Annotated in this window: 12 protein-coding genes; 8 read left to right on the forward strand and 4 right to left on the reverse strand. The window is 41.0% G+C overall.

Annotation, left to right across the window (positions count from 1 at the left end):
• Window position 1 precedes the first annotated feature (1 nt).
• Together UABAM_RS24205 and UABAM_RS24210 are read right to left on the reverse strand one after the other, a co-directional pair.
• Window positions 2-1,843, reverse strand: coding sequence for a serine/threonine-protein kinase (locus UABAM_RS24205; RefSeq protein WP_173013545.1), 1,842 nt, complete (start codon window positions 1,841-1,843; stop codon window positions 2-4).
• Window positions 1,844-1,872: 29 nt separating this feature from the next.
• Window positions 1,873-3,069 carry a hypothetical protein gene (locus tag UABAM_RS24210; protein WP_151970573.1) on the reverse strand — a complete coding sequence of 399 codons (1,197 nt, stop codon included), beginning with the start codon at window positions 3,067-3,069 and terminating at the stop codon, window positions 1,873-1,875.
• Window positions 3,070-3,179: 110 nt separating this feature from the next.
• Here UABAM_RS24210 and UABAM_RS24215 point away from each other — a divergent pair, with 110 nt between their 5' ends.
• Genes UABAM_RS24215 through UABAM_RS24250 form a run of 8 tightly spaced genes read left to right on the forward strand, consistent with a single transcriptional unit; the run spans window position 3,180 to window position 16,556 of the window.
• Window positions 3,180-3,842 (forward strand): arylesterase, encoded by a 663-nt coding sequence (locus tag UABAM_RS24215; RefSeq protein WP_173013546.1) that lies wholly within the window; start codon window positions 3,180-3,182, stop codon window positions 3,840-3,842.
• On the forward strand, window positions 3,839-4,525 hold the full coding sequence (locus UABAM_RS24220) for an ABC transporter ATP-binding protein (protein WP_151970575.1): 687 nt from the start codon (window positions 3,839-3,841) through the stop codon (window positions 4,523-4,525). Before UABAM_RS24215 ends, UABAM_RS24220 begins: the two co-directional genes overlap by 4 nt.
• Window positions 4,509-7,037: an ABC transporter permease gene (locus UABAM_RS24225; RefSeq protein ID WP_151970576.1), complete on the forward strand. Its 2,529-nt coding sequence runs from the start codon at window positions 4,509-4,511 to the stop codon at window positions 7,035-7,037. The genes UABAM_RS24220 and UABAM_RS24225 overlap by 17 nt, the downstream gene beginning before the upstream one ends.
• Before the next feature lie 50 nt (window positions 7,038-7,087).
• Window positions 7,088-9,769, forward strand: coding sequence for an EAL domain-containing protein (locus UABAM_RS24230; RefSeq protein ID WP_151970577.1), 2,682 nt, complete (start codon window positions 7,088-7,090; stop codon window positions 9,767-9,769).
• Window positions 9,770-9,778: 9 nt separating this feature from the next.
• Window positions 9,779-12,709 (forward strand): serine/threonine-protein kinase, encoded by a 2,931-nt coding sequence (locus UABAM_RS24235; RefSeq protein ID WP_151970578.1) that lies wholly within the window; start codon window positions 9,779-9,781, stop codon window positions 12,707-12,709.
• The gene (locus tag UABAM_RS24240) at window positions 12,699-15,152 is read left to right on the forward strand and encodes a serine/threonine protein kinase (protein ID WP_151970579.1); all 2,454 of its coding nucleotides are present in this window, start codon (window positions 12,699-12,701) and stop codon (window positions 15,150-15,152) included. Before UABAM_RS24235 ends, UABAM_RS24240 begins: the two co-directional genes overlap by 11 nt.
• Before the next feature lie 16 nt (window positions 15,153-15,168).
• Complete coding sequence (locus UABAM_RS24245; protein ID WP_151970580.1) at window positions 15,169-16,062, forward strand: PGAP1-like alpha/beta domain-containing protein; 894 nt, start codon at window positions 15,169-15,171, stop codon at window positions 16,060-16,062.
• Window positions 16,059-16,556, forward strand: coding sequence for a hypothetical protein (locus UABAM_RS24250; protein ID WP_151970581.1), 498 nt, complete (start codon window positions 16,059-16,061; stop codon window positions 16,554-16,556). The genes UABAM_RS24245 and UABAM_RS24250 overlap by 4 nt, the downstream gene beginning before the upstream one ends.
• A 288-nt stretch (window positions 16,557-16,844) precedes the next feature.
• Here the strand turns inward: UABAM_RS24250 and UABAM_RS24255 are convergent, their stop codons facing one another.
• Complete coding sequence (locus tag UABAM_RS24255) at window positions 16,845-17,060, reverse strand: hypothetical protein (RefSeq protein WP_151970582.1); 216 nt, start codon at window positions 17,058-17,060, stop codon at window positions 16,845-16,847.
• A gap of 33 nt (window positions 17,061-17,093) precedes the next feature.
• Window positions 17,094-21,443: a serine/threonine protein kinase gene (locus UABAM_RS24260; protein ID WP_173013547.1), complete on the reverse strand. Its 4,350-nt coding sequence runs from the start codon at window positions 21,441-21,443 to the stop codon at window positions 17,094-17,096.
• Window positions 21,444-22,040 lie beyond the last annotated feature (597 nt).

Here is a 22,040-nt window from a genome sequence, read left to right on the forward strand (position 1 = left end):
TTCACGAACCAGAGACATGATAGAACCAACGTTCAAAAATGAGAACACCACGTTCCCCTGCAATGAGTCGAAAAACATCACTTTTGGGGTTGGTGACTTTTACACCTCTTGGAGGAGCGACAAGTTTGTGCATCGTTCCAATACCACGTCTTGTATCGCTGCGATCATTCTCAAAGTGTTTGGTTATTGTCGCAGATCTCATTTGTTCATTGTTGGCGGCAGCCTCTTTTAGAGCATTCTCCAATTCTACCCATCGTTTGGGACAAAAGACCATGTACACGTGTTCCAGCCCGAGAGTATTGTCCAGTTTATAAAAATGTCCGTCAGGCACGCGATACCATTCATCTTTCCTCACCGGATTTTTACCTGTTGAGAACTCACGGGAGGTACTATTCTTGGGAAAAACCCAGAACAATTGTCCCTTGGTGTCGATTTGGAAAATATACGCGTATGCATTACTTTTTAGTTTGAATCCAAAATAATAGTCGTGTTGTTGAGACAGACTACCACCTTCTATTAAAGCCGTCCAATCTGCTTTAGGAGAGGATCTTGTAAAAACAACTCCCACGCCAGAAGGTGTTTCTTCAAAATTCGTTTTACTCGTAATTTGGAATATTTTTTCGATTTGTGGCGACGGATATTTGGAGGAACCGGAAAGTATGAGAAAAGATAACAATCCACATATGCACAACATCGCCGCCGCAATGACGTACAAAAGATTATTTTTCTTCGCCGCGGGTTGTTCTTTTGCCATGCGACGCCTTGTGACAATAGAGTCGCGTTTTGTTTGTCTTGTACGCCGTGCAGTCGTGATGTTGCTCCGCCCAGTACTTGGCGACTTATCTGCGGAAAAAAACTCTGCGCATTCCATGGAGGATGGGCGTTTTTTGGGGTCTTTGTCTAAGCATCTATCTACAAATTGACAAATGGAGTCGTCTACGTCCATCGCGCGCTTCTGTATAACGGGAACGAAATCATCACTGGCAATTTTTTTCATCAACGGCAACATGCCATCGGCTTCAAAGGGAAAGGTTTTACTAATGAGAAAATACAATATAACCCCGAGTGACCACACGTCCGTATTGGGATGAGCTTTGCCGTTTAGCGCCTCTGGAGAAGCGTATTTGGGGGTATATCCGCCACCATGTATCGATTGTATCGATTCATTTTGATAGGTCATTTGCGAGGTGCCGAAATCGGAAACTTTGATTTGTCCATCGTGTAGTAGGATATTTTGTGGTTTCAGGTCGCGATGAATTAGGGAATCAGGAGTTAAACCATGTGCCGCAGCAAGTGCACTTGATATTTGGAAAGCCCATTGTAAAAGCTCTTGTGTTGTGTACGGCTCAACAATACGCTCGGCAAGCGAACCACCATTGCAATATTCCAGAACCATGTACGGAACAGTGACGTTGTGGTCCAATACTTTTACCACATAAGGGCACATCGAAAGACGCGCCGTTAATAGGGATTCTTGCGAAAATAATTGCCCTATTGCGTTACGTGAAAACGCCATGCCCTCGCTACTACTTCTTTGCGAATCCCTAGCATACTCGCTCAAAACTTTTTTTGTGGGCATTTTAATCGCGACAAATCGTCCATCGTTCTTTTGTACTTCAAGACCTAAATATACTTTACCAAAGGCACCTTCGCCTAATTCTTTTAAAATACCATAACGCTCTATTACTTTGAATGTATTCTGTATAGGTTGCCAGTCGCTTTGTTCACTGCGACACATTGTCAACGGAGTGATTTCTTTCATCACCAGCTTACTGAAAACTTGTTGCGTATGCAAAACTGTTCCATCTTGTAACTGCCATTTGTTTATTTTCACCAAATCCATACATTTTCCTTTTATGCTAAGGACCTTGCTTACTTTTGTGCATAAAGTTTGGCCGTTTTTTCCCATTTTTTGTACGAGTGCGTGAAATTCTTGACTACATCGACAATAAATCGCGTGTCATATTTCACTTTTGTTTGTGCGGGCGTTTTCATACGGCGAATAAAAAACTCCATGGCACGCATCGCACGCGCCATCTGTCGTGGAGACATCTTCTTGGGGGTTGCTCCCTGAAACATCGCTTGTTTTTGCACTTTTTCGATTTTGTCTTGTAGCTCTTGCAGCATTTTTTTGTGTTCATCAATGGTTTTTTGTAATTGTTGAAGATCCTGTTGTTGCTTTTCGATTTTTTTCTGCAATTGTTCGTTTTGCGTTTTCCAGGTGGTGTTTTTTTGCTTGAGCTCGTCCATTTTCTTTTTATAGAGTTGCGATCTGTTATTGAATTCTTCGGAAATTTTTTTGATTTGCTCTGCTAATGCGGCCAACTGTTCTTTCTTTTGTTTTTGTTCTGCGGCAAATTTAGCCTCCATTTCGCGACGAAGGTCTGCACGTTTTTTTTCCCACGCAGCATTAAAACTTTTTTGTTGTTTTTCCATCAATTCTTTTGCACGTGTTTTTTGAGCCGTGATTTCCGCTTGTGCCTCCTCCAGCATTATTTTCTTTTGTTGTTGTAGTTCTTCGCTGAATGCTTTGCGCTCTTTTTCCATTTGCGTACGCCATTTTTCACGTTCGTCTATTTTCTTTTGTTGCGCCGCTTTTTTTTGTTGTTGTAATTCTTCCCAACGCTTATTTTCGCTTGCTTTCCTCTTTTCTTCCAAGGAAGAATATTTTGTAATAACATATTGCAATTCTTCCACCATCGAAAATGTAACGGTTTTTTCGGACTCTTTCACCGTTAACATTTGGCTACCGATGTTATCATTTCGTCGAAAATCGCGGTCTACAACATAGATGATAATTTCGTCGTTTTCTTCTACAGGGGTTGGTACAACGATATGCTCGTCGACAATATGATGATTGGTAAATACCTGACTGACAAATATCTTCTTCCACTCATCGTTGTGCCTTTTGGAGATAACAACTTGAATGTCCGGTGCTCCTTTGAAGGTGTCCCAGTATTTTCCATTATTTTTGGCAGAGACTTTTATTTTTGTAATAAATATTTGATAGGATTCTGCTAAAATAGTGTGACTAAAAAATAACATCATAATACAAAATACAAATCTCATTTGTAATCCTTTCACAGTTTGAATAGCTGTGTTGCATGTATGTACAAGTCGAAAAAAACATCATAGTATTTATGCGAATACAGTGCAATTATTTTTGTAGGATTTTATTTATGCGTTACATATTTTATGGACTTATCATGGTGATGGTTGCACTCGGCTGCTCACCTAAAGATAATGAACAAGATGTTTCCTGGGAAGATGTAAAAAAAGATGTACAAGACAAAAAAGTGCTCACATTTATTGGCGACTCACTTACGGCAGGCTACCAACTTCCCAAAGAGTGCGCATTTCCTTATCTCGTTGGAGAAAAACTCGCCAAACAAAACGCAGAATACATCACGCGTAATGCGGGAAAAAGCGGAGCCGTTTCCGATGATGTATCCAACAATCTCAAGTGGTATTTGCGCGACGATGTAAACGCTGTTTTCTTGTGCATAGGAGCAAATGACGGTTTGCGTGGAAAAAAATTAGACGCCACGCGCAAAAATATCGAAACGATTGTTGCAGCATGTCGCGACAAAAAAATACGTATTGCCCTCGCTGGTATTATGCTTCCCGTGAACTACGGCGAAGAGTACCGTACAAAATTTTATCAAATGTATATCGATATCTCGAAAAAATATAGCATCCCCTTTATGCCATTTCTACTAAAAGACGTCGCTGGCATTGGTTCACTAAATTTAGAGGATGCTATTCACCCTAACGCCGAGGGGCATAAAATTATTGCCGACAATGTATTTAACTTCATAATGAAAGAAAATTTATTACCATGAGTGTCATTCTTGCTTTGAAAAATGTTTGCAAAGAATTTTCTTTTGCCGATGAGAATCTGAAGATTCTCAATGATATCAGTTGTGAATTGCTATTTGGAGAAACCGTAGCAATTACCGGACCTAGCGGTAGTGGAAAATCAACTCTTCTAGGAGTTATGGCCGGTCTAGAACCACCCACAAGTGGGGAAATTGTCTTTGGGGATCGCGAGATTCACAATAGTTCTGACGACGAATTGTGCTTTTGGCGGCGTAGCGAAGTGGGATTTATTTTTCAAAACTTCCGCCTAGTCAAAACACTTTCTGCGATAGAAAATGTCGCTTTTCCTCTCGAAATTCAAGGAGAAAACGCCGCAGAGGCCCAAAAGAAAGCGCGTGAGTTACTCGCTGAACTGCATTTAGAGCACCGCTTACACCACTTTCCGCATCAATTGTCCGGGGGTGAAAAGCAACGCGTTGCGATCGCACGCGCTTATGTTCACAACCCCAAAGTCATCTTTGCCGATGAGCCAACCGGAAATCTCGATACGCACAGCGCAGAAAAAGTGTTGCAAAGCTTGCTGTCCATCAATGAAACCCACAAAACAACGCTTATTGTCGTTACGCATGATATTGCTATTGCACAGCGTATGTCTCGCCAGTTAGAATTAATTGCAGGAAAACTACAAGATGACTCCGAAAGCTAAAGGTATTACGCAACTCACCGCGCGAATTTTTTATTTTTACTGGAAACGCATACTGTTTTTTGCACTGTGTATGGCATTGGGAATTGCCTTTCTATTTACGATCGGCAACCTAACCCACGCAGTTACCGAGCAAGTGTCGGCACAAGCGCGCGAAATACTGTCCGCAGATATTGAAATTTCCTCTTATCGCAAATTTAACGACGCACATCAAAAAATTATTGCACAAATGACAACGGAGGGCTATACAACAACTCATGTGATCAATTTTGCTTCGATGATTGCTGCAAAAGACCAGTCGTTTTTGGCGAGCGTCAAGGCCATTGATGAGTCTTTTCCCCTTTATGGTGAATTGCTGATCGATGGCAAAAAACAAATTGGTGCAGGGGAGTGCTGGATTGCCGAAAGCATAGAGTTGCAGTTCGATTTACACACCGGAGACACCATAAAGCTGGGAAAAGCACAACTACAAATCACCGGTATTATAAAAAAAGAACCTGGACGTGTATTTGGCGGTGGGGGGTTTGCACCGCGCATTATCATCGCCAACAGCACTGTGAAAACAACAGCTCTTGTCGAAGCGGGAAAAAGTCGCGTACGTTATGCTTATTTGTTTTGTCGCTCCACAACACACAGTGATAGTGATGTAGAGAAAACAATTGACCGTCTACAAACAGCGATCAAAGAAACGCATGTTAGAATTACATCTTACAAGAACACCCAGCGCAATGTCAGTCGTATCATGGAAAGACAAAGTTACTTTTTTTTACTGATTTCTATCGTTACCCTTGTGGTCGGCTCTGTGGGAATGGGAGCGAGCACATACAGCTTTTTAAACGAGCAACTCGAAGAAGTGGGGGTATTTCGCGCACTGGGTATAGAGTCGCATAAAATATTTCAGTTGTACCTTGGGTTGTGTTTGCTGATTGGAATATTGGCCGGAGTCATAGGGGCAATTCTTGGCTATGTTTTAAATACAGCGGGTTTTCACTATATTATTCACTTACTGCAGTTAAATTTACAGATACAACCGAGCGTACATTGGTGGTATTTTGCTGAAGGAATCGTACTTTCGGTTGTCTTAACGCTTGTGGTCAATTATCACAAGATAAAAAGCTTGGCCTCTGTGTCGCCGATGGAAATTTTCCGTGGCGAGGTTGCGAATAAGAATATAAGTTTTTTGGCAAAATGTACGACGTTCGTTGTGACAACAATGGTGTTTTTTTTGTACGTTTGGTACAAAAGCAATTTGCCGACAGCAGGCTACTTTTGTCTTGCACTTATTGCTGTTATCGCCGTTACCTTTGTCATGATCGTGATTTTCTTAAAATTACTCGAAATCAGTTTACACTATCTCACTTCTCCCAAATTTTTTGTTTTGCGTTGCGGAGTACGACAACTCGTCAGAGAAAGATCGCGCACTTTTGTTTTTTTAGTTTCACTTACCATCGGATTCTCATTGATTAATACTTTAAATTTAGTATATACTAGTTTGACTACAGAAGTTTTTTCTCTGAGCTCTACGAAAGTGCCAAATATTTTTCTTGCAGATGTATTAAAAAAACAGGTGCCTGCTGTGGGAAAGATCATTGAAGACTCCTCAGGGAGTGCAATCGAATTTTCATCTTTGATTCGCGCGCGCTTAAAATCAATCAATGGCGAGGAAATAAAACGCCAAGTACAGGTACCTGATGAGGAATTGGAACAGTATCGTTGGCGTACACGAGAGTACAATCTCACGTACAAAAACACACTTAACGATAGTGAAAAGGTTATTGCTGGACGTTTTTGGCAACCACAGGATGACAAACCTCACATTAGTTTAGAACGCGATTTTGCCTCCCGAGCCAATTTGAAAATGGGAGATGTGCTAAGTTTTGATATTCAAGGGGTCGTTGTTACTGGTAAAGTAACGTCTATTCGCAAGATAGATTGGTTAAGCATGAAGCCCAATTTTTTCGTGGTCATGCCGCCGAAAATATTGGATGAAGCGCCACAGACATTTATTGCCTCTTTCAAGCTGGATAGCAAAAACAAAATAGCACAGGTACAAAAAAAATTGTCGCAAAAATTTACCAATGTTGTTGTCATCAACGTAACAAGTGTACTCGAAACTGTGGAGAAACTCTTGGGCTATTTTTTATCAGCCTTGCAAGTTGTGGCGTGGTTTTGTATTCTTGTGGGAGTGATTATTCTGATTGGAACTTTGGGAACAGGACATCGCGAACGTTTTTCCCAAGTGGCTCTTATGAAGACCATGGGGTGTAATAAACGACAAATTATATACATTGACGCCATTGAGTTTTTGTGTATTGGTTTCGTCACCGCGGTGTTATCATTTTCTATTTCGCTAGGATTGACGGCTTTACATAATTATTATTTTGAATTGAGTACCACCATCAATAGCACACAGTATGTGTATTTTGCCTTTATTGTCTTACTTCCTCTTGTGATTGGAATTATCGTAAACAGCAAAATCTACGGTGCGGATGTTATGAAAAATTTTCGAAAGTGACTTGTAGCATACTTGGAGAAGACGTTTTATCAATCTAGAGAAAGTCGAGCATGGAAATTATTTTAGCTGTAAAATTGGGGTATAAACCAGGAACAAAAATTAAAGTAGAGTCTTTTCCGGCGATGTTTGGTTCCGGGGGAGAAAATACTTTTGCATTTTCCGAGCGTGGTGTTGCTTCCCAACACTTTATCATCAATCAAAAAAATAATAAAATACTTCTGCGTTCCATGGACGGAGCGATCACTCGGGTAAATAATTTGATTGTTGAAGAAAAGGTAGAGCTCACAAATCTCGATTACATCACGGTATCGGAAGATCTCATACTGCAAGTTCATTTTAAGAAAAAAACTTCTCGTAGAACAAGTAAGGGTTATGACCAAATAAAAATGGAGCCTGGGGGAGTTTTACGTCAACGCATTGATGTCGACAAAACATCCATTCTCGAACCTTCTACGCAAAAGCTAAAGTATAGCCATCGCGCTTTAAAAACAATATATGCCGTTCTACGTAAATGTAACAACGAGTCAAATGATGAATTGCTCTTTGATCGCTTACTCGACGCGTTGTTTAAAGCAATCGATGCGGAACGCGGGGCAATTTTTTTACAGATAGATAAAGATAACTATGAAGGCAAGGCTTTTCTGACAAGTACCAATGAACGCGATCAGTTTCCTGTTTCCACTACGGTCCTCAAAGATGTGATGCAAAACCGCGTCTCGATTATTTCTCACATACCTGAAGATGATATGCTCAGTTCTTCAGAAAGTATACGTTTACAAATGGTGGGTTCTTTCATTTGTGCGCCACTGATTTCTTACGAGAAAATATTTGGGGCACTCTACCTCGACCGTACGATTTTGCACAACCAGCCGACACTTGTGGAACAAGAAGCAGATAATTATCCCGAGCCATTTCTCATTGAAGATTTGGAATTACTCGTCGCGATCGGCATTCAAATCGGTAGTAGTTTGGCAAAATCCCTGTTAATTCGCAAGGTGCGTCAGTCGCTATTTGAAAAAGAAAAATTGGTACAGGCCCTCCGCGAAAGTGAGGAACGTTATGCTTTGGCGGCAAGTGCTGCGAATGACGGACTTTGGGATTGTGATATACAATCGGGAAATGTTTACTACTCCACGCGCTGGAAATCAATGCTTGGCTATCAAGACAGTGAAATAGATAGTAACCTTGACGAATGGTTTCATCGTATCCATGAAGAAGATTTTGGCAAAGTCAAAGAAGAATTTGATCAGCATATCTCGGGAAAACTGCCGCGTTTTCAAATTGAACATCGCATGTTGCACCGCGATGGTAACTACATATGGGTATTAAACCAAGGGATTGCCGTCCGCGATAACAATAAAACACTACGCGTTGTTGGTTCACAAACAGACATCACCAAGAGAAAGCAAGCCGAAGCGCAATTACTCCACGATGCATTTTACGATGTACTCACCGGTTTACCCAATCGCGCCTTGTTAATGAGTCGCCTACAACGAGCGATTTATCGCGCCAACCGCGACGCAAAATATATGTTTGCGGTACTATTTATGGATCTCGATAGTTTTAAAGTGGTAAACGATAGCATGGGACATGTCACGGGAGATGAACTTCTCATTGATATTGCCAAACGTTTGCAGCAGGTGATTCGTCCGGGAGATACGGTGGCTCGTTTTGGCGGAGACGAGTTTACCATATTGTTAGAAAATTTACAAAATTTACAGCAAGCTTCTGACATTGCCGATGTGTTACACGAACAACTTGCGGAACCATTTACACTAAATGACCAAGATTTTTTCATGGGAGCGAGTATCGGCATTGCCATTGGTAACGTTGACTATGAAGAACCGCAAGATTTGCTTCGCGATGCCGATACAGCAATGTACCGTGCAAAATCAAATGGTAAACCCTATGAGGTGTTCGACCGACAAATGCACGAGTCGGTAACGGCACTGTTAAGATTAGAAACGGATTTACGTAAGTCTCTAGTGGAAAAAGATTTTTTTCTCTGCTATCAACCCATCGTTGACTTGAAAAGTTTTCAAATCACTGGAATGGAGTCTCTGATGCGCTGGCACCATCAAGAGCGCGGACTCGTGTCTCCAGGAGAGTTTATTCCCCTTGCGGAAAGAACAAAACTCATTATTGATTTAGGATGGTGGGCAATCCGTGAGGCATGTCAACAACTTGCGTATTTTCAAAAAGAATTTTCGCGTCCGGACTTAAGCGTCAGCGTCAATATGTCCGCCAAACAATTTGCTATTCATGACTTAGCGCGTCTTATTGGAGACGTTTTAAACAATGCATGCATCCGTCCCGGTAATCTAAAATTAGAAATCACCGAAACCGTATTGATGGAAAATGCAAAGGCAATGATCAAAACCTTGAATGATTTGAAGTTGATGAACATCGATTTGTACATCGACGATTTTGGTACAGGCTACTCCTCTTTGAGCTATCTACATCGCTTTCCCATTAGTATTTTGAAAGTGGACAGATCTTTTATTTTTGAAATCACCAAAAAAGAAAATTTCGAAATAGTGCGTACCATTATTACTCTAGCACATAATTTAGATATGAAAGTCGTTGCCGAAGGGATTGAAACGAGTGAACAACTCAAACTTTTGATGCAGTTAGGCTGTGACTTTGGACAAGGAAATTTATTTTCCGTACCTGTGAGAAATCACGAAATTGCCAAAATGCTGTCCAAGTCCCACCGTTGGGATTTTCTATAGGAGGTATCCATGTCCGATGCTCTGTTTGGTAAGGCAGCGGTATTACTCGATTATATTACTCCACAACAGTTAAACGAAGCTTTACAACATAAAGAACAGTTTGCCAAAGTCCAACTTGATATGGAACTCGCCCAGATATTGGTAAATAAAAATTATATCGCAGAAAATCTCATTGAAGAAATTCGCGAGTATGCTAAAAAACTTCCACAAAACATTCAACGTCCGGCACCTACAGGTGAAAACATCCCTCAACAATATCAAAAAAAAATCGGACGCTATTTTATCATCTCCAATTTAGGGAAAGGAGCGATGGGAGAGGTCTTCAAAGCCTACGACCCACACCTTGACCGTATTATAGCCTTAAAAGTCCTCACGTCACTAGAAAATGAAAATAATGTAGAGCGCTTCCAAAGAGAGGCGCGTACGATGGCACAGCTCACGCATCCTAACATTGTTGCGGTATACGATATTGCCAATGAAGATAAACAATACTTTTTTTCTATGGACTTAATCGAAGGGCAAACACTGGACCAGTTGCTACAAAACAATACTCTCGAATACGACGAAATGCTCGCGATTACCCTTAAGATTGCTTCGGCAATCGAATATGCTCATTCACATGGGGTGATCCATCGCGATTTAAAACCAGCAAATATTTTATTAACCCACGACAATGAACCAAAAGTAACCGATTTTGGTTTGGCCAAAGTAGCGCATGAAGATCAAAAACTTTCGCAAAAAGGTATGATTATCGGTACTTTGCAATACATGCCACCGGAACAAGCGGAGGGAAATTTAAGGCTTATTGATGAACGTAGTGACATATACTCTCTAGGAGCCATTCTTTATGAAATGATCACGAGTTTCCCACCGTTTTCTGCTCCGACGTTCAATCAACTTGTAAAGAAAATAACCAAAGAGGACCCGATTTTACCACGAGGAATTCGTCCAGATGTTCCCAAGCAAATAGAGGCCATTTGTCTAAAGGCTCTCAATAAACGCCGCGAAAGTCGCTATCAAAACGTCAAGGAATTTATATGGGATTTGAAGTGCTTTCAACAAGGTGACTCGATCCAGGCAAGTGCAATACATCTACAAAAACTTCTTGTCCATCAATTACGCCGCCATCGCAACCTGGCGATATCTTTTGCGGGAGGATTGGTTTTATTAATGGTGGTGTGGTTTGTACTTTTTAGTGACAATTCGCAAGATTATTTGCAAAATACCCTACAAAAAATTACCGAAGCCAAAGGTAATTTTGTTACGGTGGAAGCCCTACAAAAAAAATACGACTTCGCAGAAAAACTTGCGCCGCAAGCGACACGAGAATTGGAATTGGCACTGTTAAATACCGTAGAGTATTATACTCTTGTATCGCAAGCCGTGGCCGTGGACCACTACAACGATGAGTTGCAAAAAACAAAAAAGATGTTACAAAAGCAGTTAGTGCAACTCTCTCTTCTCACCAAAAATCAACTCATGAGCGAGGCCTTCATCAAATACTTTTACCGTGAAGAAGAATCAAAACTATACAAAGAAAATATATTACCAGCCATTCGTCAAAAAGAAAAGAGTACGCGAAGTGCTATACGTAAGATCTTCGATGACTTTCAACAACACAAAGTCACACAAGAGGCAATCACTACCTATGCAAACCACATGCGCCACTTACCGGCCCCTAGTGTAATCCCCACCTTAATTGCCAACATTCGCAATCGCAATTTATTTACCGCAAAGTTAGCGATCCGCGGCCTCGCGACGATAAATACACGGGAGAAACAAGTTGTCTCCAAATTACAAAGAGATTTACGATCTTTTGTAAAAAAAGGTGACAAAATGCGCGCAAAGGAGGTGGTGCGTACTCTTGTTCTTTTAAACCAAGACATAAATATTCCGCAGAGCAAACTGTTAGAAATCTTTCATAAAAGTGAGCAGCAGCAAATCTTGCGCATGCTAAATTGGGGACGTGTGCATTCTTCGACAGAAAAGGATGCCGCGTTAGGAAAAGCGTATGTCGCTTTGGGTGAAATGAAACGCGCGGTGCCCATACTCGAAAAAAATTCTACTGCGAAAAAATCACTTGCCAAAGCTTATATAACGATGGGGGAGTTGGCAAAAGCGAAAACCATTGTCGACGAGTTCGAACAGGACGAAGATTTATACAACTTTAAAGCGGAAATTCTACTGGCGGAAGACAAAACGACGAGCATCATAAATCCCGAACCAACGTTGTTTAAAAATCGCGCGCAACAGTCGTACTATACAGGGATCGCCTATGCGCTGCAAGAAGCGAATCCTTTGATAACAGACTTTCCGATTCTTTCACGTATGCATGAAACATCCGATTTTTTGGTTGCAGAGGGTATTTTTTATCGCAAAAGAAATGAAGTGGACAAATCTTTGAAGGCGTTATTTCGCGCAAGAGATTTAGCTTCAAAAAACGTGACGGTATACATAGAAATCGCCAAAACAATTCTTGAAAAACAAGACACAGACAGTGCACTGTGGTATTTACAAAAAGCGCAGCTTTATGCGCCGCAAAATAATGAAATATTGTTCGGCTTTGCGGAAGTGTACGCGGTAAAACGCAATTGGTCAAAGTGTATTTTCTTACTCACGCAATATATCTCACAAAACCGCCACAGTGAAAAGGCGCACCTGTTAATGGCGGAAAGTTATTTGGCATTGGCAAAAAACGATACGGCAACCATACACAAAATGGCACAGTTGGCAGTTCAGCACCTCAATAAGGTTCTTGAGGTAAATAGTGAAAATGCCCACGGGTATTTTTTGCGTGCCACCGCATATAAAAACCTACACAAATACAAAGAAGCTCTCAACGATATACAATCTGCTAAGTCGCGTATACGCAGCAAAAAATTTATGAATAAGTTACGAAATTTATATCGGCAAATAAAGGAAAAACAACGTGCTGAATGAGCAAGAAGATCTGCAATTTAAAGAAATTGCGATGTCTTTACAATTAATATCGGCAAAACACCTGCAAGATTGCATTAATTTGCAAAAACAGTGGTTTTTTGAAGGGGAGCATTTAAGCCTTGAGCAGTGTTTGTTGCGTTTTGGATATTTAACTCAGCAGCAGGCAGATATTATACACAAAGAAATCGACACCAAAGGCCCAGAGCACAAAATATTAAAAAACTTTGGTCGCTATCAAATTATCCTGGAGATTGGTCGTGGCTCGATGGGAATCGTTTACAAAGCATTTGACCCACAACTAAAGCGTGTCATTGCGATTAAGATTTTACAAGGCAAAGGTCATGATGACATCGAACGATTTATGCGTGAAGCCAAAGCCACTGCGAAACTGAAACACCCCAACATCGTCGAGGTATACGATATCGGTTGCTTTGATCGTAAATATTTTTACGCGATGGACTATATCGAAGGCGAAACACTCGAACAATTAATGAAACGTCGCAAACTCACCATCAAAAATTCACTCAATCTAATGAGTAAAGTTTGCGAAGGAATTGCTTACGCACACGAAAATGGAATCGTACACCGCGATTTGAAACCAGCCAACATCATGATTGGAAAAGACGGAATTCCCAAAGTAATGGACTTTGGTCTGGCAAAAATTCTCGACGAACACGACCAACTTTCGAAAAGTGGTATGATCATTGGTACGGTGCAGTACATGTCACCCGAACAAGCTGAAGGGAAGGTGCATTTAGTAAGCAAAGCGAGTGATGTTTATTCACTTGGGGCAATTCTTTATGAGATGATCACGGGTAGAGCCACATTTATTGGCAATTCTTTTGCGCAAGTGGTCGATCAAATATTGTATAAACTTCCCACACCATTAACACAAATAAAGAAGATGGTACCAAGTGAGTTAGAGCACATTTGTTTAAAAACCTTAGAAAAAAAACCGGAGAATCGCTACCAAGATGCGCAAAGTTTCCTAACCGACCTATCGAATTTTGTCGAAGGAAAAAGCATCGCCGCACAGAAATCACAACTGAGTGTCCGAGATAAATTTTTACAGGTCAAATTTTACAAAAAACGAATTATTGCGGCGTGTATTTTTACCGTGGTCGTCATCATGAGCTGTTTTATGCAAACAGGCTATGATAACACCGACCGCGCTAATAAGGTAATCTCCTACACGCAAAAGCAGCTTAAAAATTTAAAAACGCATACGTCTTTTGTATGTAGTGCCGATAAGCCTTTTATTTTCCATATCGAAGACCGCGAAGACCTGCGTAAAAACTTGTTAGAATACATCGCACTATACGATTTACTACAAAAGAATGTCCACTTAGAACAAGGAATAAAGCACGGTAAAGATTTACTACTTACCATTAAACGAGAGATTATCTTGCAATCGCAACTCTACGGCAATGATTTTCTTAGTGCTCTACATCTGAGAGCATGTAAAGCTCTCATGGAAGAGAAACAATTTTTTACTTTCCAGCAACAGATTTTCGAAGAACAAAATGCCATAAAGACGAAGTTCATCAAACGCATTAAACACATAATGGCAAACACCCCGCAAACCATTGACAATGCCTATATAGATTTGTATTGCCAAGAAATGCTCTCCATGCCACGACAGTACATTCACGATACGCTCATCACTTATTTGGACAGTAAAAACGTTACACAACAAACCCTAACAATTCGTTTTATGGCAGGTAGCACAACATCAGACGCCGATATCGATTTGCTCATCCAAAAACTAGAGTTGTCGCAAAGCATTTTTCTGGTAAATGAACTACTCATTGCCCTAGTGCAGTGCAAGACAACAAAGGCTTTAGACGCGGTGTATAGTTATCTAGCGAAGATAGAACCATTCAGCGTTCTATGGTACGAGGTAGCAGATAAATACGATTTAATGTTTAAAAATATTCGCAGTGCAAAAAATAGCAAAAAACAACAAAGCCTCAACAACAATATTGTTAGGTTTGTCGAAGAAAAAATGTTGCGCCCGTCGTGTCTAATCATAAATAAAGCACCTCTTGTAAAAGTAAACTACTTGCTGGAAATGGCCGAAGCGCAGTATCAGTATCAAGGGCAAATGCACAATTGTACGCTTTTCTTCAAAAAAGATGATAGCAATATAAAGTCATTGAGCCCACAACGCGCTTTTTTAGACTACGACAAAGAATCCAGCGTGGATACAGTACTGCAAAACAATATAAAAGAATTCTTGCAAACACAAAAAATCATTCCTGGGACACAGTTAAATCAAGTCGAGCGCATTCAGATAAAGAGAATTGATTTTGATCTTTTCGTCACAACAGTGGAATATGAATACCAAGTGGATGACGAAAATATCAGACGCGAAAAGCACGATTTTTACATAGCAGATTTGGCACAACAGTACTACGTAGTCGCTGTCGGAGAATCCCCATAACATAAGAGAGATTTGCATGTCGAAAATGATCATTGGAATTCACGGGTTATCCAACAAATCGCCCAAAGATACACTCGAAAAATGGTGGAAGCAAGCGATTCAAGAGGGCTTGCAAAAAAACGTTCGCTGTAAACAAGATTTTGAATTTTCACTGGTGTACTGGGCAGATCTATATTACAAGTATCCGTTACACCAAGACAAAGACTACGAATTTGACAGTTTGTATAACAAAGAACCATATGTGAAGTCGGACAACAAAGCGTTGACGAGCTACAAAGAGGGTTGGTTGTCGCGCATGCGTGCGGAGTTGACAAACCCCGACAGCGAAATACTACAAACGCTAAAAAGCAAATTCGATATAGAGGCAGCAACAAACTACTTGCTATCGGCATTTTTTAAAGACCTACACTTCTACTACAGTGGCAAAAAGCTACGCGACCGCAACGGCAAAAAAAGGCCTATTCAACAAATTTTAACTCAACAACTAAAAAACGAAATCACCCAACACAAAGGCAAGGATCTTATGCTAATCGCCCACTCTATGGGAACGATCATTGCTTTTGACACACTACACAAACTACCTAAAAGTACCAAGGTATCACAGTTTATCACCATGGGCTCACCACTGGGAATCCCTCAGGTAAAAGTCAAGGCCGCAGAAAGTGGCTCACCGCTAGCGAAACCAATGTCCGTTACTGGTAACTGGGTAAATTTTGCCGATAAGAAAGACGCCATAGCCCTCGACCCACACTTGGCGGACGATTATGGCGGAGGGATTATCGATGAAATGGTCTTAAACGACTACCATATCAATGGAAAGCACAATTACCATAAATCCTACGGTTATTTACGCACTCCCGAAATATCGAAATATATTGCGGAGTTTTTACGCGGGGAAAGCAACAAATGAACCGAAAACTCCATCTCAACGACGATCTAAAAACAATCGTGCAAGAAATATACAATAAAAAAGACGATAGCGAAGAAAAAAAACAAGCATTTCTCGCGCTAAAAGAAGCCGTCAAAAACATGAAACCCGATGCCGAAGATAAACACGACACGCCTGACGGTATTGCAGGACGTTGGGAGCAATATTCTTGGCGTCATGAATACTATGCGACTTTTGAAGTGGCGAAAAACAACGGGGAATACAGCATGAAGGTCGTTGCCAAATCGACGGAATTGGAACTTCTACATCCACGCCGGCTATTCAACATAAGTTTCGACGGCAATATTTGGCGTTTCTGCTCCGACTGGGGAGAAGACGGAATGGCAAATTTCGAGTTGCATAAGATTCACAACAATCGTTTCGAAGGTGACTGGTACCGAGGAAGCCGACGTGGATCGATGAGTATTTGGATACGCGAAGGGACCGGATCTGCAGATATTTCTACTGGTGAATAGGCCTGGAGCACTAGGGCAGGCTTTTGTAATTTATTTTAGATAGGGGCTTACGTTAAAGTATTGTGTCGACTTTCGTAACCGTGCCCCTGCCCCTGACTTAAGCGTAAACGACATATAATAAAGACTTACACCATGTGTTCTCTGGAAATACAAAACTACGATCGGAGTGTCATCCCTGACTTGATCAGGGATCCAGGCGTTTTGAAGTTTACTTCATATTGTGGATTCCTGATCAAGTCAGGGATGACACCTTGTGGTAGTTCCTTCTCAATAAAACTGAAGTTTACTTCAGGGAACGGTCATCCCTGACTTGATCAGGGAACCAGACGCTTTTAAGTCAAATTTGCATTGCTGGTTTCCCGCTTTCGCGGGAATGACATGGATTTGTAAGTCTTTTATTGAGTAACACTTACTTATTAAGTCAATGGCATTGGACCGTGACCGTAGTCGTAAACGATTTTTTCGGTCACGGCGACGATTACGACTACGCACGACTGCGCTCACGATTACGATTTTCGTTAGCTTTCTATCTCTCCTTTAATCCCTCAGCGAAATGGCAATGGCGATTCGTTGTTGTTTACGGAAATTCGTATCTAGTTCATCTTTCGCTGTACTGAATACTCTATAGTTGGTGGTACTAATCTTGTAGCGCAACGGTTTACCATCGATATCGCGGAATACACTATAGGAATATTCCTCTGCTACCTCTTGTAATGTTCGTGGAAGTCTGTTGTATTTCAAACGATAGCGTTCTATCAAAAGAACAGTTTGCAGCACTTCGCGGTATAGTCGATGACGTATCACAAACTTTTCTAAGTCATCATATCTAACGGCGATGATGGAAAACGGAAAAATTTGTTGTTCTTTTATGTAATTGTCATTTATGGTTAGCATGCGTTGCTGTAGCGGTTTTTGCATTTGCTGCAATATCGCTTTTTGGTATACAACGTAGTCATCAAAACCTTGCATCAGGTAAAAGTTAAAATAAAAGTGCATGTACACCTTCACCACAGGACTCGGTTTTTCTTCCCCGAGCATTTCCCTTTCCTCTAAATTATTTCGCAGAGCTATCGCTGCCTTTACCGCAAAGTGAAACTCCATTGCCATCGCTTTTTCTAGTCGCTGTTGGATGTCGTAAGATGATAGTGACAACAACTGTTGTAAGTCGTAATCGTCAAATTTTCGATTGTTCAGTAACCACGCACAGCTTTGCAATACGACTTTTTGTTGGAGAACTTGACTCAATACACTTAAAAGCGTCGGGTCATTTTCTACGGAGTTGGCACATTGCATTGCTTGTTGCAAACTTCGCAGTGCCTTTTTGTTGTCTTTTGCTTCAACGATTGCCCGGAGAACAAATAAACGACTGGCTTGACCGATCTCTTCTTTCAGAGAATAGTAAATCTCATGCCAATGGCAACTAGCGAAGTCCAGTTCTTTTGCATAACAACACCTAGGAATTGCCACGGCTTTTTGTAAAATCGTTAGCGCTTCTTTATTCGCCAACAACGCTGCGCGGATGTCTTGGGTGTTTTCAGAGTTTAGTTGTTTGTCGCTGAAGATGGCATCCCAGTCTACATTTTCGAGAGCGTTTTTGTCGATTTTCTCGAACGCGTTTTCGAAAACATAGGCCGCGTTTTGCGCTGTGGGGATGGTATTGTATAACTGTGTAATTTTTGGTACTTCGTTTGTTGATTGTAATTCCACAAATGCTTTGTCTATTTGTTGATCAACACTTTTTTGCAATTGGGAGAACAGTATCACAAAGATAATAAACGCTACCGTAAAGGCATAGTTCATCTTTGTTTTTGTCGAAAAACCATTGTTGAAAAAGCTTTGTTCTAAGAGAACAATAACGGCAATGCTCATCCACATGAGACAAATCAAAAAACTTGCGAAACTTTGCACATAGTAGATCATCACAACCGCCATTACCACCGTGGTCATCCACCATAAACTTGATAGACTTTTGATCAATAACTGGTGTAGTGTTGATCTACGCTCAATGATGCACAGAACAGCAAAGGGAAACACCGATACACAGAGTAAAGTAATATCGGAAAGAATAACCACTCTGCTTGCTTCTCCAAATTTGGGCAACGAGAGAATTGTCGGAAACGCCAAAAAACAAAGAACGAAAAACGTGCCGCAAAGCCCCCAAAAGATCATCTTATTACATCTCTTTACCATTTCTTTCATATACGGTACCTGGAATAGCGCCCAACATGGTAGCCAAGAAGACAGCAAAAACAATGCGATCGTTGCATCATATTGCTTTGAAAAAAGCAGTAAAACGTAAACGATTAGTGATAGACAACAGACAAAAATGACGAAGATCTTTTTTGCAGAAGAGAATAACTTTGCGGCGTGTTCGTTGTAACTACTGCGTAGCTGAAGTAGTTGTGCACGTTTATGCGTCGCCAACACCAGCGAAAACAGTGTCATAAGTCCGAAAATTTTGATTAAATTTGCGAAGGGCGTCGGAGTGTGGGGATAAAATATCTTGTAGTAGGTATATTGACCAATGTATACAAAAATGATGGCCAGTAATGCCGCGGACAACTTCAAGCTATGTACGCGCAAAAAAGTGTATGCGTCTATTTGATGTTTTTGACAGCGATGGGCGGCAAACATTGCAAGAATAATCGTCGTCACACCACTGGCGTAAAAAAAGACTTTCACGGTTACAGGAGGTGTTTTCGATACAACGAAAGGCGTTGCGGCAACGATAGACAAAAATAATGATAGGGAAAAGTACCACAGTAATCGATCACTACTCCATTCTTCAATAATTTTGTCGCGTACAAAACGTGGTTGTAGGTAGAGCATGGTGGCCATCACAAAACACAACAAGCTGAGATAAGACAATCTATTTGTCCACAAAAAAGCGGTCATTTTATGTTGCGAAAGCAAACCCAAGTGACAAGCGATGGCGGAGATAAATGCAATTAAGGACACATATAGCACCGCCTTTAAGGGCAAAAAGTATTTTTTTTGATAATGTTGTTCTTCGCGGAATAGATTTTTTAAACCATGGAGATCGTAGACGAACATTTTTACACTTTGGTAACGCTTTGCGGGTTCCTTGTGTAGACATCTCATACAAATACTGCTCAAACGTTCCGAAATATTTTTGTTCAATTTGCACGGCGCTATGGGGTCTTCGGTGAAAATAGTACTCATGATTTGCCACTCATTTCCGGCAAAAGGCCGGCGCTTTGTTAGCACTTCGTATAGAGTGGCTCCTAGGGAATAGATATCCGCGCGATGGTCTATTTTTTCGCCGTTAATTTGCTGAGGTGACATATAAGCAGGTGTTCCAATAATGTCTCCGGTACGGGTGACACCTTGCGTTTCGTCATTTACTCTGGCCAGCCCAAAATCCATTAACTTTGGATGGCCATCTTTGTCTATCATAATATTTTCTGGCTTGATATCGCGATGAATCATTCCATTGCTGTGAACATCATGTAAGGCTTCACCAACGCGAATTAAAATGTCCATCATCTGCGAGGTACTCATTTGCTGTTCGCGAATAACTTGTGCGAGCGTTTTGCCATGGATAAACTCCATGGCAATATACGGTTGTGGTTCGTTTCCCACTTCGTGGAACGCGACGATGTGCTTGTGTTGTAGCTGCGAAATGCTCTGCGCTTCGCGACGGAAACGCACAAAGGAGTTACTATCTCGCTCTGTCGCAAACAGTAGTCGTTTGAGAGCAACCTTTTTGTTCGTACGCATATCCACGGCTTCATAAACCACTCCCATACCTCCGCGTCCGAGTTCCTTTATGAGTCGGTAGGGACCAAATTCATGCGGCATCGCGTTTTCAGGTTGTCGTGTTTCCGTATCGACATTGGTGTTTTGTTTCAGCGCTATATTTTCGGTCGCGGCAGTGTCGTGTTGTGTTATCGATCGTGGCTGCTTTGTTTCCATCGCCATTCGCAGGGCCTCTTGAAATGCGGTCATTGTTTGGTAGCGTTTGTCGCTATTTTTTTCGAGTGCTTTCATACAGATTTTATCCATATGCGTTGGGAGATCTAGCATTATATTACTGGGTAAAATCGGCGTTTCTTCCACAATAGCGCGCATGATTGTCTGCATGTTTCTGTGGGCAACCACAGGTTTCCCCGTTAGCAATTCGTAAAGGACGCATCCTAGAGAGTAAATGTCGGTACGATGGTCAATTTCGCGTTTTTGTGCACGAATTTGCTCCGGAGACATATATCGCGGCGTTCCCAGTCTGGCGTTGCTCTTTGTCAAAGATGTTTCACTGTCCATCAGTTTCGCAATACCGAAATCGAGAACACAAGGCTCATTGCTTTTTGTCAGCATAATATTGGAAGGTTTGATGTCACGGTGAATAATATTGCTTTCATGTGCATGGCGAAGTGCATCGGCTATTTTATACACAATTTCCAGCGCCTGTGCGCTAGGCATCGGTTTTGTGATTTCTTTGAGAGACTGGCCGTCGACGAGTGCTGTCACGATAAACGGGTGTTGTCCTTCAATGTCATCATCAATAAAATGAACAATACCTGGGTGGTGTAAGGACGAAAGAGCCTGAGCTTCGCGACGAAATCGCTCAAAATTTTTTGTAGGACTGCTCTGTGGCAATAATTTTAAGGCATAGTGTTTTTGTGAATAAATGTCAATCACTTCATAGACAGTTCCCATTCCCCCATGCCCTATTTGGCGCACCACCTTGTAGTTTTTTATTTTTCGCGGGGTTATTTTCCCGTCTTTGGTTTTACGCGAATGACGGGTTTTCTCTTTAATTTTTTGTGGGTCAATTGTCATCGACCTGTGGCAATTGGGACATTGAATTTTTTGGATTTTACTACTGGAAACCGATAGTTTTTCTCCACATTTACAAACAACTCTCATTTTTTTCCTTTGACAAATTTTATTGCGGAAAAATACCGTTGTGCATTGTTCCTGCTGCGATGAATTGTGAGTTTTAAAACACAATGTAATGTAAAATAATCGCGTTTTTATATTAGGGCGTATCATCAATTAAGTCAATGAGATAAAATAACTCAGGATGCAAGAAATACAGCAGCTAAAAAATTTTGTATCGTAATCGTGGTCGTTACCGTGGTTGTCAAGCCCATTGACTTAAGCGTAAATAATATATCAAAAAAGACTGCTCCCTTGTCATTCCTGCGAACGCAGGAATCAATGCCATTAAGTTAAGGTTTTAATCCGCGAATTAAAAGGGTTTAGAAGGTTTAGCCAAATGCAATACCTTATAATGTAAAGCTTACAAGTACATGTCATCCCCATGAAAATGAGGATCCAGCGTTTACAAGTCAATTTTATGTTGCTGGTTTCCCGCTTACGCGGGAATGACATGGATTTGTAATTTTTTTATTGAATAACACTTATTCTTAAGTCAATGGCATTGAAGGTGAAGGTCACGATAATTCTAATTGATAGCAAATTACATTTATCATAACTTTGTTATTGATTATGAGTGGCGAC

The organism is Candidatus Uabimicrobium amorphum (genome assembly GCF_009002475.1).
Classification (GTDB): Bacteria; Planctomycetota; Uabimicrobiia; order Uabimicrobiales; family Uabimicrobiaceae; genus Uabimicrobium; species Uabimicrobium amorphum.